Genomic DNA, 15603 nt, shown 5'->3' with positions numbered 1-15603 from the left:
CCATGAGCAGCCCAAAACCCAGCACCCTCCGCGTTGGCAAACGTTATCGTGAAAAACGTCTGGACGGCCCCTACGATGCCATCATCATTGGCTCCGGCATCGGCGGCCTGACCGCAGCTGCTTGCATGAGCAAGATGGGCAAAAAGGTGCTCGTTCTTGAACAGCACTACACCGCCGGCGGCTTCACCCACAGCTATGACCGGAACGGTTACGAGTGGGACGTAGGTGTTCACTATATCGGCGACATGGGTGCAGACCACACCATGGGCAAGCGGCTGTTCGACCACATCACGGACGGTCAGTTGAAATGGGCGCCAATGGACGCCAACTACGACCGTATCTACATCGGTGAGAAGCATGTGGATCTGATTGCTGGCCCCGAGGAATTCCGTGCCGAGCTGGTGAAAGCTTTCCCGGAAGAAGAAAAGGCCATCGATACCTATCTGGGGTATCTGCGTCAGGTGTCCAAGGCCATGCCGGCGGTTGTTCTGAGCAAAGTATTGCCAAGTCTGGCTCTTGGACCACTAAGCATGCTTGCGAAACGTAAGGCGCCAGAGTTCCTTAACAAGCCTACCCGCGAAGTGCTTGGAGGCATCACCAGCAATCAGGAGCTGATTGCCGTGCTTACCGGCCAGTGGGGCGACAACGGCCTGCCACCAGCCCAATCCAGCTTCATTGTCCACTCACTCATCGCCCGCCATTACCTGCACGGCGGCTACTACCCAATTGGTGGCGCCTCTGAAATGGCCAAGACTATTATCCCGGTGGTTCAGCAAAGCGGCGGCGAAGTCTTTACCTACGCTGATGTGACCGAGATTCTCATCGAGAAAGGCAAAGCCGTGGGCGTTCGCATGGCCGACGGTGCAGAGATTCGCTCGCCACTGGTCATCAGCAACGCTGGCGTATTCAACACCTTCAACAAGCTGCTGCCAAAAGACGCGCCTGAATGGGGCTACTATCAGGACAAACTGAAAACCGTTAAGCGCTCCATGGCCAGTAACTGCCTGTACATCGGCCTGGAAGATACTGCAGAGAATTTAGGCCTGCCGAAAACCAACTACTGGATTTACCCCGGCACAGACTACGAAAAACATGTGAAAGACTTCGAGGAAGATCCGGATAACAGCGATATTTCGCTAACCTATATTTCGTTCCCCTCGGCGAAAGACCCCAGCTTTCTGGAGCGCTACCCTGGTCGCGCCACCATTGAGATTGTGGCACCCGGCCCCTTCAAGTGGTACGAGGAGTGGGCCGACAAGCCTTGGGGCAAGCGCGGTGACGACTATGAAGCCAAGAAGGAAGAGTATGCCCAGCGCCTGCTTGCGAAGCTCTATGAGAAGTTCCCGCATCTGGAAGGCAAAGTGGATTACTACGAGCTATCCACGCCCCTGTCCACAGACTATTTCTGCCGCTACAGCGAAGGTGAAATCTATGGCCTGGACCATACTCCCGACCGCTTCGAGCAGGACTGGCTAAAGCCCAAGACCCGCATACCCGGCCTGTACCTCACCGGCCAGGACATCATGACCGCCGGAGTAGTAGGCGCCATGCTAGGTGGTTTGCTGACAACCGTTGCCGTGAGCGGTCTGAAAGGCATCCCGCTTGCCAAGAAAATGTTTGTAGGCTAACAAAGAGCTTGCCTTGATATAGACGATGCGCAAAACCGCGTGTCGTCTGCTACTCTTTCGGCGAACCCAAACAAAAAGGCATTTAAAATGACTGATACTTGGCTACCCTCGTTGATTACCGATACTCCGCAGCAAGGCTATGAGCTTGCCATTACCCTTAGCCGTCGCGGTGTGAAATACACCCAGCCGGATATGGATACCCTCAAAAAGCTGAGGCCCGAATACGCAAATTCTGCGGATGGGCTAACCGCCGCCTCGCACGTCATCGCCGTTAACTTTCAGACGGTAGCGGCGGCCAACAACTATTGGCGTGGATGACATCTGCCATTCAAGCACTCTTTCACGGTGCCCGAGAGCTGTAAACGCCGGCACCGTGGGAGTAGTTCTTGATGCCGATAAATCCTCATAGGTACAACCCCCGCACACTCCAGCAAGATATTTGTAGCGCGCCACGCATTCTCGTGTTAAATATCCCGCGAATTCGGTCGGTGCCATAAACCATAGCCCCACCGCCGTTTTTCAGGACAAGCCTCAAAGGAGTCGCACCCGCGGCCTTCCCTCAGCAGACCTGCACAACACCGCGTGCGTCCTGCACGCTTTGTATCCATCCCTTTTCAGTGAGGGACGTTATCCAATGTTCAAGTTGTGTAAGCCACAGGCGCTGGCCGCCTCCGTTGCGTTGTCTCTGTGTGCCTCTTCTACAATCGCCGCAGAAGAAGTGCGTGTGTATAACTGGTCTGACTACGTTGCCGAGAACACCCTGACAAAGTTCACCAAAGAAACCGGTATAAAGGTCGTTTACGACGTTTACGACAGTAACGAGGTTCTTGAAGCCGCGCTGCTGTCTGGCCGCTCTGGCTACGACCTGGTCGTACCTTCAAACCACTACGTTGCCAAGCAGATCTCTGCCAAGGCTTTTGTGGCTCTGGATCACGACAAACTGCCGAACATGGCCAATCTGAATCCGGATCTGATGGCCCAACTGGAAAAAGTGGACCCGGGCAGCCAGTTCTCCATTCCCTATCTTTGGGGAACCAACGGCTATGGCTACAACGCTGGCCGCATCCAGAAAATCCTGGGCGACACAGCACCCACAGATTCTTGGGCGCTGGTATTTGATCCTGAAGTAACGGCCAAGCTGGCCAAAGGCGGCTGCGGCATTGCCATGCTGGATTCCGGTGAAGAAATGGTGCGGGCTGCTATGGCCTACGCAGGCTTGAACCCGAACAGCAACAACGCCGAAGACATCAAAAAGGGTGGCGACGTGATCAAGGCCGTGCGGCCGAACATTACCTACTTCCACTCGTCCCGATACATTGGCGACCTGGCTAATGGCGACCTGTGCGTGGCTGCCGGCTATTCCGGCGACATTCTGCAGGCGGCTGCTCGTGCCGAGGAAGCCAAAAACGGCAACGAAATCCGCTACACCATTCCAAAAGAGGGCGCGGTGCTGTGGTTCGATATGATGACCATCCCCGCTGGCGCGCCCAATGTTGAGAATGCCCACAAGCTGGTCAACTTTCTTATGAAGCCAGAGATCATCGCTGAGGTGACCAACTATGTGTGGTACGCCAACCCGAGCAAGGCAGCCGATGAATTTGTGGATGCAGAAATCCTTAACGACACCAGCATTTACCCTACGGATGATGTGATGAAAAAGCTCTACATCATGGAAGGTCGGCCTCAGGACACACAGCGCCTGATGACCCGCACCTGGACCAGCGTTAAGTCCGGGCGTTAAGGGCGTGGTTAACGGCATCAACACCTCCGCGAAAGCGGAGGTGTTACTCAGCATTCGTGGCGTATCAAAAAGCTTTGACAGCACACTGGCGGTGGACGACGTAGATCTGGACATCCACAAGGGCGAGATATTCGCGCTTCTGGGCGGTTCCGGCTCTGGTAAATCCACACTGCTACGCATGCTGGCTGGCTTTGAGACACCGGATAGCGGTCGTATTGTGCTGGACGGTCAGGACATTACGGCCCTGCCTCCCTATTTGCGCCCAACCAATATGATGTTCCAGTCTTACGCACTGTTCCCGCACATGACCGTGGAGCAGAACATTGCCATGGGCCTGAAACAGGACAAGCTGCCGAAGGACGAGATTCGCGACCGGGTGGCGGCCATGCTCAAGCTGGTCAAAATGGAGCCCTACGCCAAGCGTCGTCCGCAGCAGCTTTCCGGTGGCCAACAGCAGCGGGTTGCGCTGGCTCGCTCACTGGCAAAACGCCCGAAGCTCCTGCTTCTGGATGAGCCTATGGGTGCGCTCGATAAAAAGCTGCGTACAGAGATGCAGCTTGAGCTGGTGGATATTCTGGAGAAAGTGGGCGCCACCTGCCTGATGGTGACCCACGATCAGGAAGAAGCCATGACCATGGCCAGCCGCATTGCCATTATGTCCTTTGGACAGATTGCACAAGTGGGCTCACCCATCGATATTTACGAAAGCCCAAACAGCCGCATGACGGCAGAGTTTATTGGCTCGGTGAATATCTTTGAGGCCAGCATCGAGGAAGACAACTCCGACAGCATTTTGCTAACCAGCGGCTTGCTGGACGCACAGGTATACATTGACCGGGGCGTGACCACATCGGCAGAAAACACCAATACGCTGATTGCCCTGCGCCCGGAAAAAATTTACCTGACGCCAGACAAACCCGAAGGTGAATTCAACTGGAGCAAGGGCACGGTGGAGAACATCGCGTATCTGGGCGACATCACCTCCTATTACGTGAAGCTGGCCAGCGGCAAGCGTGTGCAGGCCACCATGGCGAACGTGGAACGCCGCGGTGAACGGCCAACCTGGGGCGACACCGTGTTCGTTTCCTGGGAAGCCTCCAGCCCCATCCTGCTTTGGAATTAATGCCATGAACAGGAATCCGATTCCCGCGCCCTTGATGGCGCGGGTGCGTACATTGCTGTTCCACCGCCGGGTGCTGTTTGGCATTCCGTTCGCGTGGCTGTTGCTGTTTTTCCTGCTGCCGTTCGCGCTGATCCTGAAAATCAGCCTGACGTCGGCCGTGATGGCCATACCGCCTTACGAGCCGGTATTCCGGCTGGCAGAAAACACCCTGTCGGTGGTGGTGAATTTCGGAAACTATCTATTCCTGCTGTCCGACAGCCTGTACGTTGCAGCTTATTGGGGCTCGGTGAAAACCGCGCTCATCTCCACCATCGCCTGCCTGCTGATTGGCTACCCTATGGCCTACGCTATGGCCCGGGCTCCAAAGCACTGGCAGTTAGTGCTTCTGCTGATGGTGATGCTGCCCTCATGGACCTCGTTCCTGATTCGGGTTTACGCCTGGATGGGCATCCTCGGCAATCAGGGTTTGCTGAACAGCTTCCTGCTCTGGCTCGGGTTGATCGACGAGCCGCTGAAAATGCTGAACACCAACTTTGCAGTGATTCTCGGCATTACCTATGCCTACTTGCCGTTTATGGTGCTGCCCATTTTCACCAACCTGGTGAAGCTGGACCTGCGTCTGCTGGAAGCCGCATCAGACCTCGGCTGCCGCAGCATTACGACCTTCTGGGCCATTACCCTGCCTTTATCCAAGGCCGGTATTTTGGCGGGCTGTATGCTGGTATTCATTCCCGCTGTCGGTGAGTTCGTAATTCCTGAGCTGCTCGGCGGCCCGGATACGCTGATGATCGGCAAGGTGTTGTGGGAAGAGTTCTTCAACAACCGCGACTGGCCTGTCGCCTCAGCGTTGGCCATTGTCATGCTGGCACTGCTATTAGTGCCGATTATATTGTTCCACCGCTTCCAGAGTCGGGAGATGTCGAAGAATGGTTAATGCTCGCGGTATCAGCTTCTCCAAAGTCATGCTGGTTCTGGGCCTGCTATTTTTGTACCTGCCCATGTTTGTGCTGATCGTGTATTCGTTCAACGCATCCCGGCTGGTGTCCGTGTGGGCAGGCTTCTCCACCCACTGGTACAGCGCCCTGTTTGAAGACCAGCAGATACTATCGGCCGTGTGGATGAGCCTTAAAATCGCCTTCTACTCCGCCAGCATGGCCATGTGCCTGGGCACCCTGTGTGCGTTTGTGATCACCCGATTCAAGCGCATGCGCGGGCGTACGTTGCTGTCTGGCATGATTACCGCTCCTCTGGTTATGCCAGAAGTGATCACCGGTTTGTCGCTGCTGCTGCTGTTTGTTCAACTGGCGGAACTGACTGGCTGGCCGGCAGATCGTGGAATGGTGACCATATGGATTGCACACACCACTTTCTGCAGCGCCTATGTGGCAGTGGTTGTGAGTGCCCGACTGCAAGAGGTGGATCGCTCCATTGAGGAAGCCGCCATGGATCTGGGCTGTACACCCCTGAAGACATTCTTTGTGGTCACCCTGCCGGTGATCGCGCCTGCCCTGGTATCCGGCTGGTTGCTGGCGTTCACCCTGTCGCTGGACGATCTGGTGATTGCCAGCTTTGTATCCGGCCCCGGCTCCACCACCTTGCCAATGGTGGTGTTCTCGTCGGTACGAATGGGTGTATCCCCAAAGATCAACGCACTGGCCACGCTGATTATTCTCACGGTATCCGTGGTGGCGTTTATCGCCTGGTACGTGATGCGCAGAAACGAAAAAAGGCGCCGCAGTGGGCGCCTTTCCTGATCGGGAAAGTCAGGCCTCCTTGCGATCCCGAACTATCTGCACCCATTTATAAAAAATAGGCACCAGAAGCGTTCCCAGTACGGTTGCTGCAATCATGCCGCTCAGCACGGTAATACCCAGGCTGACGCGGCTGCCTGCACCGGCACCGGTCGCAAACACCAATGGAAGAACACCCAGCACAAACGACAGGGCGGTCATCAGCACCGCCCTGAATCGCAATACCGCCGCCTTGTTCGCTGCCTCTATCGCACTCATCCCGGATTTGCGTAGCTGCATGGCAAACTCAACAATCAAAATGGCTGTTTTGGTGGATAACCCAATCAACAGCACCAACCCCACCTGCGCATAAATGTTGTTCGCAAGGCCGGTTAGCCACAGCCCCGCCAGTGCACCAAATATGGCGATGGGTACAGCTCCAATAACGGCAACAGGCAGAGCCCAACTCTCGTACTGTGCAACCAAAAACAGATACACGAATACAATCGCCAGCATGAAAATCACAATGGCTAGATTACCCGCCTGTATTTCCTGCAAGCTCTGCCCCGACCAGCTGAACTCATAACCTTGCGGCAGTTGTTTCGAAAGCTCTTCCATAACTGTGATGGCATCCCCACTGGCAAAGCCCGGTGCTGCCTCACCCGAAATGGTCACAGACCGTTTCAAATTAAAGTGGGCAATACTGGAAGGCCCCAACACCGGTTTCAGCGTGGCCAAAGTCGAGAGCGGCACCATATCACCGTCTCGGTTGCGAACAGAATAATAGGACAAGTCCTCTGGCCCCTGCCGGAATTCCCCTTCCGCCTGCAGTTGTACCCGGTAGTTTTTACCGAAGCGGGTGAAGTCATTCACATACAGCGATCCAAGTTGGGCCTGCAGCGTGGAGAAAATATCCGATAGCTGAATGCCCAGGGCTTTTGCCTTATTGCGATCAACCTCCAGAAGATACTGGGGAATGTTGGCACGGTAGGTACTGTAAACCCGCGACAGCTCTTCACGTTGGTTTGCCTCGAAGATCAGCCCGTTCATTACCTGAGTAAGTTCGGAAACATCACGCCCTAGATTGTCCTGCAAGCGGTAATCAAAACCGGCAGCAACACCAATCCCGGGAATGGGCGGTGCGTTGAATACCATAACCTGAGCTTCTGGAATGGCCGCAAGCCGACCATACATACGCGGTATCGTTGCGCCTAAACCCAGCTCTGGTTGTTCCCGCTCAGACCAATCCTTGAGCACCACGATGCCGAGCCCATTGTTGGAGCCCGCACCGCTCATCAATGAAAACCCGGAAACCGTAATAAAGTCTGTAACCGCCGGGTCCTCCAGCACCACGTCGGTGATCTTCTCAAGTACCACATCGGTGCGTTGCTGGGACGCCGCAACCGGAAGCTGCACATCCACAAACAGAAAGCCCTGATCTTCCGGTGGCACAAACGCCAGCGGTATAGATTTGAAAAGCCCGGCACTGACACCCAGTATGGCGAGGAGTGCAACGCCCACTAAAATACCCTTGCGGAGAAGCCTCGACACCAGCCCCGAGTAGCCCTTCGTACTGAAAGAAATGAATCGCTCGACCGGCTGCATCCACCCAATAGTGGCTTTGCCGCCGTGGCCCAGCAAGGTCGCACACAGCGCCGGGCTCAATGTAAGCGCATTGATGGATGAAATAATGACCGCCACAGAGATAGTGACGGAGAACTGTTGATAGAGCTTGCCCGTTATACCTGGCATGAACGCCACAGGCACAAATACCGCCAGCAGTACCAGTGTGGTCGCAACGATAGGCCCGGTGACCTGGCTCATGGCTTTTTCCACCGCTTCCTTGATCGGCAGCTTTTCCTCTTCAAGGATACGCTCAACGTTCTCCACCACCACGATGGCGTCGTCCACCACAATACCGATCGCCAGCACCAGCCCGAACAGCGTGATGATGTTTATGGAATACCCCATCACCGCCATAATCGCGAAGGTGCCAATAAGAGAAACGGGGATCGCTATGGCGGGAACCAGAGTCGCGCGAAAGCTTTGCAAAAACAGAAATACCACCAGAATAACCAGTGCAACAGCCTGAAGCAGAGTGATTGCCACCTCTTTGATGGACCGGCTGATGAACTCAGTAGAATCAAACAGCACACTATGTGAAACGCCGTCGGGGAAACTCTTGGCGAACTCATCAACGGTTTCTTTTACTCTGCCTGCGACTTCCAGAGCGTTGGCATCTGGCAACTGGTAGATCACCACAAACGCCGTATCCTGATTATTCAGTTTGGCAGTAGAGGTGTAAGACCGAGACCCCAACTCGATCCGCGCCACGTCGTTAAGGCGTAAAAACCCACCGCTCTCCTTGGCACGGATAATGGTCTGGGCAAATTCGTCGGGGTCTGTAAGGCGTTCCTTGCTCTGAATGCTGTAAACAAACTGCTGACCCTCCGGAACCGGCTCTTGGCCCAGTTTGCCTGACGCTACAATCTGGTTCTGCTCCTGAATGGCGGCAACAATTTCCGCAACGGTAACCCCCAACGACTGCATACGACGTGGGTCAAGCCAGATGCGCATGCTGTAGTCCTTCGCGCCCATTACTTCTGCAGACGCAACTCCCGAAACCCGGCCCAAAGCCTCGACCAAATTGCTTGAGGCGTAGTTACTCAAAAACACCGCATCCAGAGCCGGGCGGTCCGAAACAAGGTTAATACCCATCAGCATGTTGCCGGTTTGCTTGCTGACCGTAACCCCTTGTCGCCGAACCTCCTGAGGCAGGAAGGGCTCTGCTAGAGCCACCCGGTTCTGCACATTCACCTGTGCAATATCTGTATCCGTGCCGCTCTCAAACGTCAGCGTAATCATTGCCGTACCGTCGTCAGAGGCGGTCGATTCAATATAAATCATGTCCTCAACGCCGTTGAGCTGCTGCTCGATGGGGCGAATAACGGCTTCTTCAACAATTTGCGCACTGCCCCCGGGCAGCACAGCAGCCACACGGATTTTCGGCGGCGCCATATCGGGGTACATATTCACCGGGAGCACCTGCAAGGCCAGAAGCCCTGCAAGGGAGATCAGGATGGAGATAACAAAGGCAAACTTGGGCCGATGAATAAACGTGCGGCTGATCATTGCTCAGCCTCACCTTCTTTCTTGGGCTTTGCGCTATCCGTAAGCACACCAGTTTCAGGGTTTATCTGCTTCACAACCGGATTGACGGTTACGCCCGTTCGAACTTTCTGTAAGCCCTCAACAATCACTCGTTCACCGGCTTCAAGGCCACTCTCTGTTGCCAGCATGGCACCCAAACGCGGCCCGGTTTGAATAAACCGCTGAGAAACCATCTGCTCATCGTTTACAACCAGAACAAACTTGCCTTCAATGGTTTCCTGAATAGCCACTTGCGGAACAAGCACCTGAGCCTCTCCGGCACGGCCTTCAATTCGGAGCGTAACGTATAACCCGGGAAGCAGAACCGCATTCGGATTGGCAAATTCCGCCCGCATATCCACGGTGCCGGTACTGGCATTGGTTTGCACGTCTGCAAAGCTCACTTTGCCGTCTTGATTGTAAAAGCCACCATCGGGCAGCGTCAGACGCAATGAAAGAGAGTTGGCGATATCCTCGCCTGCGGCAGTACCTGCGCGGCGGAATGCCACATAGTCGGATTCATCAAGCTGGAACTCAACGTAGATCGGGTCCGTTACCAGCACCTCGGCAATCGGCCCACTTGCAGGACTGACAACGGCGCCGACATCGTAATTTAGCCTGCCAATCCAGCCATCGAAGGGAGCCTTGATTTCTGTGTATTCCAGATTGAGACCAGCTTTTTGAACCGCAGCTTCTGCGGTTTCCAAACGGCTTTGTGCGGCGCTGAAACGATCCTTTAACTTATCTAGGTCGGCATCCGACAAATAACCTTTCCCAGCAACATCCTCACCACGTTTCAGGTTTCTGCGGGCGGAATCAACTTCTGCCTTGGCTGCCGCTAACTCAGCTCTGGTCTGTTGAATATCCGCGTTGGCGCGAGTTGCTTCCAAGCGAACTAGGGTTTCCCCTTCGTTCACCCGGGAGCCTTCACGGAACAAAATCTCTTTGATTTCAGCTTCAATGCGTGGGGTTAGGCCAGCTTTTGCAGACGCTGCAGTGCGCGCCACAAAATCTCGGGAGGGTCGCACCTCGGTGCTTTCAACCGCCACAACAGATACCGAGGGAGCTGTTGTTTTTGATGGCGCTGTGGGCTCTGAGCAAGCAGCCAAAAATAAAGGGACGCAAACCGCCAATAAAATCCATTGGGTTTGCTTGAGCGAACACGGAGGCGAGAAGCTGAACATTGAAATTCCCTGATAAATGGGTAGATGGGCTCTCCAGCCTGTTTGGAAGAGCCTCTATTCAGCTTAGATTCTACATTGAACCGATACCAAAAACTCAATTCGAAGGCTTTAGGCTGTAGGTTGCAACAGGTTATACCGCCTCCTAAGCCCAAGCCTGCCAGCTAAACTCAACCTACTCTCACTACCCTATATTCTTCCGTACAAATTTCTGTATCTCGCCAACAATACCGCTTCGGAAGGCAAGCACAGTAATAACGAATACACCCCCAAGAATCGGATCAACCCAGTCCCGAAGGGGGCCTTGCGAGAGGTGATACTCAATGTTGACCACAAAAGTTGCACCGATGACCGGCCCAAGCAGAGTGCCCATGCCGCCAACCAGAGTCATGAGGATTACTTCTCCAGACATGTGCCAGTGCGCGTCGTTCAACGAGGCTAACTGGAACACCACAGACTTCATGGAGCCCGCAAGCCCAGCCAGAGCGGCTGAGATAACAAACGCCAGCACTTTGTAACGATCAACGTTATAGCCCAGTGATACGGCTCTGGGCTCGTTCTGCTTGATCGCTTTCAACACCTGCCCATAAGGGCTGCTAACAATCCGCTGAACCAACAGGTAGCACCCGATGAATACCGCCAGCACGAAATAATACATACTCAGGTTGTTTTCCAGATCTATAACACCCAAAAGGTGGCCTCTGGGAATGCCGTGCATGCCATCTTCTCCGCCCGTAAATTCCGACTGCACGAAAAAGAAGAACACCAACTGCGCCAACGCCAAGGTAACCATCGCAAAGTAGATACCCTGCCGCCGAATAGACAAGAGCGCAAATCCAAGCCCCAGAAACGTAGCCGCTAGCGTGCCCGCAATAATACCTAGCTCGGTAGATAACCCCGAGTAGTTGCTGAGCAGATAACCCGTGGTATATCCGCCAGCAGCAAGAAAGGCCGCATGACCGAATGAAAGCAAGCCGGTAAACCCAAAAAGAAGGTTAAATGCCACCGCAAACAAGGCGAAGCACAGAATCTTCATTAGGAAGACCGGATATATTGCAAACGGAGCTGCAAGCAGAAGAAGCAACAAAGCTGCATTCAACATGAGGCGCTTGCGCTCTTGCGCGGCCTGCTCTTTTACAATCGACTTATGGATGTCGGCAATCTTTGCTGATTGGTCCATGATTATGCCTCTTTGCCAAACAAGCCACTGGGCCGGAACATTAGTACCAAAACCATGACCAGAAAAATGACCGCAGATGAAGCCGGGGGATAAAACGTTTTGGTAAGGCCCTCAATAACACCCATAAGGATGCCCGTAATGATGGCTCCGCCAATTGAGCCCATGCCGCCGATAACCACCACCGCAAACACCACAATCAAAGTAGTGGAGCCCATCACCGGCGTCACGGAATAGATAGGAGCAGCCAGCACACCCGCAAAGGCCGCCAGTGCAACACCAAATCCATAGGTTAGGCTGATTAGCAGCGGTACGTTGATTCCGAACCCCTGCATTAGCTGGGAGTCCTCGGTTCCGGCACGCAGGTAAGCGCCCAACTTGGTTTTCTCAATAACAAACCAAGTGCCAAAACACACCAAAAGTGCGGCCACAATAACCCATGCACGATAGTACGGCATGAACATGAACCCGAGATTGATCCCGCCTTTGAACATGTCTGGCATGGCATAACGCAGCCCAGACACTCCAAACCAATTAATAAGTACGCCCTGAATAATAAGGGCAACACCGAAGGTCAAAAGCAGGCTGTAAATATGATCCTGACCAGCAATACGACGCAGAAGAAAGTACTCAATAACAACGCCAAACGCACCCACCAACAGTGGAGCCATAAAGAGCGCCACCCAGTAGCTAACGCCCAAAGCATTGAACATAAGAACCGTAACCATGGCGCCAAGCATATACATGGCGCCGTGGGCGAAATTGATAATCTTCAGCAAGCCGAAGATAACCGCGAGCCCGAGGCTCAACAGGGCGTAAAATGCACCGTTTATGATTCCGATCAGTAGCTGGCCAGAAAGCACAGCTAAAGGAACGCCGAAAATCATGGACATTGGGCTAACTCCAGAGGCAGCACAGAGGTTGGTATTTGGCTTATTGTCGGTTTGGCCTTAGCAGCGCACCCATAGGGCTCTGCTAAGGCCGCACACTTTAGTTTTTAACCAGTTTGCACTTGCTCTCGGAAAGCGGACGGTAAGACTCTTCTGCTGGAATCGTGCGAAGAATCTTGTAAAGATCCCACTCGTTCTTAGATTCAGCAGGTGTTTTTACCTCGGCCAGATACATATCGTGAACCATGCGGCCATCGATACGAATCTTACCGTTCTTCGCGAACATGTCGTTGATCGGCGTATCCATCATCTGCTTGCGCACCGTTTGCGCGTCGTCAGAGCCTGTAGCCTCGACAGCTTTTAAGTATTGAATGGTGCTTGAATAGATACCCGCGTGAACCATGGTCGGACGCACACCGGTTTTGTCCATGAAACGATCCGACCACTCGCGGGTCTCTTCATTCATGTCCCAGTACCAACCGGTAGTCAGCTGGATTCCCTGAGCGGTTTGCGCGCCCAGTGCGTGAACGTCGGTCAAAAACAACAGCAGGGCCGCAAGAGTCTGGCCCGATTGAGTTACGCCGAACTCACTGGCAGTGGTGATTGCGTTGGTGGTATCCGCACCGGCGTTTGCAAGACCGACCACATCAGCACCGGAAGCTTGAGCCTGTAGCACGAAAGAAGAGAAATCCTGTGTCGGGAACGGGTGACGAATGGCACCAACAACCTCACCTCCGTTAGCCTCCACAACGCGCCTTACGTCGCTTTCCAGTGAGTGGCCAAAAGCGTAATCAGCTGTCAGCAAATACCAGCTTTTTCCACCTTCTTTAACGACGGCACTCGCGGTGCCATTCGCCAGAGGATAGGTGTCATACACATAATGGATATGGTTGGGGGTGCAGTGCTCGTTTGTGATACTGGAAGCTGCGGAGCCCGAGATAATACCAAGCTTATCGTTTTCCTCCAGAATCTTGCTAACCGCGATGGAAACCGAGGAAGCCACCATACCTGCGACCATGTCTACGTTTTCGTTTTCTACCCAACGGCGAACGGTACTGGAAGAAGTATCAGGGCTGTTGCGGTCATCAGCGCTGACGATCTCAATTTTCTTGCCCTTTACGCTTCCGCCAAAGTCTGCGATAGCCATTTCAAGAGCAGACTGACCGTTAGGCCCTGCGAGATCCCGGTATGTGCCAGACATGTCCGCCAGATACCCAATCTTAACGGTATCGTTTGAAATGGCAGCCTGAGCACCACTGGCCATTAGGGTTGAGGCAATCGCTGAAGTCAGAAGCTTTTTCATCATTGTCATTGTTGTATCTCCGCTACTGTGTTGCATTAGTTCATGTTTATTGTTGGTCTTGTTATGTCTTGCGTTCTTGCCTATTCAGGATCACACCCCCAAATAGCCATCCAGCACCGACTGCTTGGCACTCAGTTCATCGGCACGGACTTCTTCCACAATCCGCCCATGCTCAACAACGTAGTGTCGATCAGCCAAAGGCGCTGCGAAGTGGAAATTTTGCTCCACCAATACGATGGTCAGCCCTTTTTCCTTGAGCTGGGTTAGAACATGACCCAGTTTTTCCACAATAACCGGGGCAAGGCCTTCGGTAATTTCGTCGAGCAGCAACATATTGGCACCGGTACGCAGAATCCGCGCTAGCGCCAGCATTTGCTGCTCACCACCGGATAGCTTGGTGCCCTGACTAAAGCGACGCTCGTAGAGGTTGGGGAACATTGAGTAAATTTCTTCGAGGCTCATGCCGCCACTGCGCACTATCGGTGGCAGCGTAAGATTCTCATGCACGTTGAGCGAGGCAAAAATACCGCGATGCTCAGGGCAATACCCCACTCCCATTCTGGCGATATGGTGCGGAGCGCACGACATGGTTTCTTCTCCGTTGACCATGATGGAGCCGGTACGACGGCCCACCATATTCATGATCGCCTTCAGGGTAGTGCTACGCCCGGCGCCATTCCGACCAAGAAGCGTAACCAATTCGCCACGGTGAACGACTAAATCTACCCCATGCAAAATGTGGGACTCACCATAATAGGCATGCAGGCCGGATATATTCAGTTGCTCGTAGTTCCGAGTCGCATCTGTGTTCATTGGCTGGCCTCCGCTTCGGCGACCGCGCCACGCTCACCGCTGGCACCTGTTCCCATATACACTTCGCGCACTCTAGGGTCGGCAGAAACCGTTTCGTAATCACCTTCGGTTAGCACTGAGCCTTGAGCCAGAACCGTAATTCGGTCACACAGCTTACTAACAACACTCAGATTGTGTTCAACCATCAATACCGTGCGGCCTTTAGCAGCCTTACGCACCAGCTCAACCACCCGGTCTACGTCCTCGGCGCCCATGCCCTGCGTAGGTTCATCCAACAGCATCAGCTTTGGCTCCATCGCAAGAGTGGTCGCAAGCTCCAGTGCCCGCTTGCGGCCGTATGCCAATTCTACAGTTGTGGTATTGGCATACTCGGCAAGGCCTACAGATTCTAACAATTCCATGCTGCGCTCATTCAGCCGGTTAAGGGACGCACCGGATTTCCAGAAACTGTACGAAGTACCCTCGAAGCCTTGCAGAGCAACCCGAATGTTTTCCAAAGCCGTCATGTGCGGGAAAACCGCTGAAATCTGGAACGAACGAACAACCCCTTTACGGGCAATTTGCGCGGATTTTGTAGAAGTGATGTCTTCCCCGTTGAACAGGATTTGGCCACGGGTGGGAATCAGAAACTTTGTTAGCAGGTTGAAGACCGTTGTTTTGCCAGCACCATTGGGCCCAATAAGGGCGTGAATGTGGCCTTCCTGAACCTGAAGATTCACGTCGTTGACCGCTATAAAACCCTTAAATTCTTTAACAAGGTTTCGGGTCTCCAGAACGTACTGGTCACTCATGAGCCAATTTACCTTTTGTTATTGTTTTACTGTTATACGTTATAACCAGATTAAATTGACGTTTACGTGTACGTCA

At 53.8% G+C, this 15603-nt stretch carries 13 protein-coding genes; 6 read left to right on the top strand and 7 right to left on the bottom strand.

From position 1 onward, the window contains the following. The first annotated feature begins 2 nt into the window (after positions 1-2). From MWU62_RS10825 to MWU62_RS10800, 6 genes are all read left to right on the top strand, one after another. Complete coding sequence (locus MWU62_RS10825; RefSeq protein ID WP_247114844.1) at positions 3-1628, top strand: NAD(P)/FAD-dependent oxidoreductase; 1626 nt, start codon at positions 3-5, stop codon at positions 1626-1628. Between the two features lie 87 nt (positions 1629-1715). Further along, the gene (locus MWU62_RS10820) at positions 1716-1946 is read left to right on the top strand and encodes a hexameric tyrosine-coordinated heme protein (RefSeq protein ID WP_247114843.1); all 231 of its coding nucleotides are present in this window, start codon (positions 1716-1718) and stop codon (positions 1944-1946) included. A 316-nt stretch (positions 1947-2262) separates the two neighbouring features. Continuing rightward, positions 2263-3369 (top strand): polyamine ABC transporter substrate-binding protein, encoded by a 1107-nt coding sequence (locus MWU62_RS10815; protein WP_247114842.1) that lies wholly within the window; start codon positions 2263-2265, stop codon positions 3367-3369. Positions 3370-3373: 4 nt separating this feature from the next. Further along, positions 3374-4492 carry a polyamine ABC transporter ATP-binding protein gene (gene potA / locus MWU62_RS10810; RefSeq protein WP_247114841.1) on the top strand — a complete coding sequence of 373 codons (1119 nt, stop codon included), beginning with the start codon at positions 3374-3376 and terminating at the stop codon, positions 4490-4492. Positions 4493-4526: 34 nt separating this feature from the next. Then, the gene (locus tag MWU62_RS10805) at positions 4527-5426 is read left to right on the top strand and encodes an ABC transporter permease subunit (RefSeq protein ID WP_247114972.1); all 900 of its coding nucleotides are present in this window, start codon (positions 4527-4529) and stop codon (positions 5424-5426) included. Beyond that, positions 5419-6246 (top strand): ABC transporter permease subunit, encoded by an 828-nt coding sequence (locus tag MWU62_RS10800; protein WP_247114840.1) that lies wholly within the window; start codon positions 5419-5421, stop codon positions 6244-6246. Before MWU62_RS10805 ends, MWU62_RS10800 begins: the two co-directional genes overlap by 8 nt. 9 nt (positions 6247-6255) lie before the next feature. Here MWU62_RS10800 and MWU62_RS10795 read toward each other — a convergent pair whose 3' ends face one another. The 7 genes from MWU62_RS10795 to MWU62_RS10765 form a co-directional block, all read right to left on the bottom strand. Next, positions 6256-9354: a multidrug efflux RND transporter permease subunit gene (locus MWU62_RS10795; RefSeq protein ID WP_247114839.1), complete on the bottom strand. Its 3099-nt coding sequence runs from the start codon at positions 9352-9354 to the stop codon at positions 6256-6258. Then, positions 9351-10421, bottom strand: coding sequence for an efflux RND transporter periplasmic adaptor subunit (locus tag MWU62_RS10790; protein ID WP_247114838.1), 1071 nt, complete (start codon positions 10419-10421; stop codon positions 9351-9353). Before MWU62_RS10790 ends, MWU62_RS10795 begins: the two co-directional genes overlap by 4 nt. A 316-nt stretch (positions 10422-10737) precedes the next feature. Next, positions 10738-11733 carry a branched-chain amino acid ABC transporter permease gene (locus tag MWU62_RS10785; protein WP_247114837.1) on the bottom strand — a complete coding sequence of 332 codons (996 nt, stop codon included), beginning with the start codon at positions 11731-11733 and terminating at the stop codon, positions 10738-10740. 2 nt (positions 11734-11735) lie between these two features. Continuing rightward, the gene (locus tag MWU62_RS10780) at positions 11736-12623 is read right to left on the bottom strand and encodes a branched-chain amino acid ABC transporter permease (protein WP_247114836.1); all 888 of its coding nucleotides are present in this window, start codon (positions 12621-12623) and stop codon (positions 11736-11738) included. 97 nt (positions 12624-12720) lie between these two features. Beyond that, the gene (locus MWU62_RS10775) at positions 12721-13932 is read right to left on the bottom strand and encodes an ABC transporter substrate-binding protein (protein WP_247114835.1); all 1212 of its coding nucleotides are present in this window, start codon (positions 13930-13932) and stop codon (positions 12721-12723) included. A gap of 81 nt (positions 13933-14013) precedes the next feature. Further along, positions 14014-14736 (bottom strand): ABC transporter ATP-binding protein, encoded by a 723-nt coding sequence (locus MWU62_RS10770; protein WP_216008567.1) that lies wholly within the window; start codon positions 14734-14736, stop codon positions 14014-14016. Continuing rightward, a complete protein-coding gene (locus tag MWU62_RS10765) occupies positions 14733-15527 on the bottom strand; it encodes an ABC transporter ATP-binding protein (protein ID WP_247114834.1) in 795 nt (264 codons plus the stop codon). The genes MWU62_RS10770 and MWU62_RS10765 overlap by 4 nt, the downstream gene beginning before the upstream one ends. Positions 15528-15603 lie beyond the last annotated feature (76 nt).

Source organism: Marinobacter sp. S6332, from assembly GCF_023016045.1.
Taxonomy (GTDB): Bacteria; Pseudomonadota; Gammaproteobacteria; order Pseudomonadales; family Oleiphilaceae; genus Marinobacter.
This window is presented reverse-complemented; position numbering and strand designations above follow the sequence as displayed.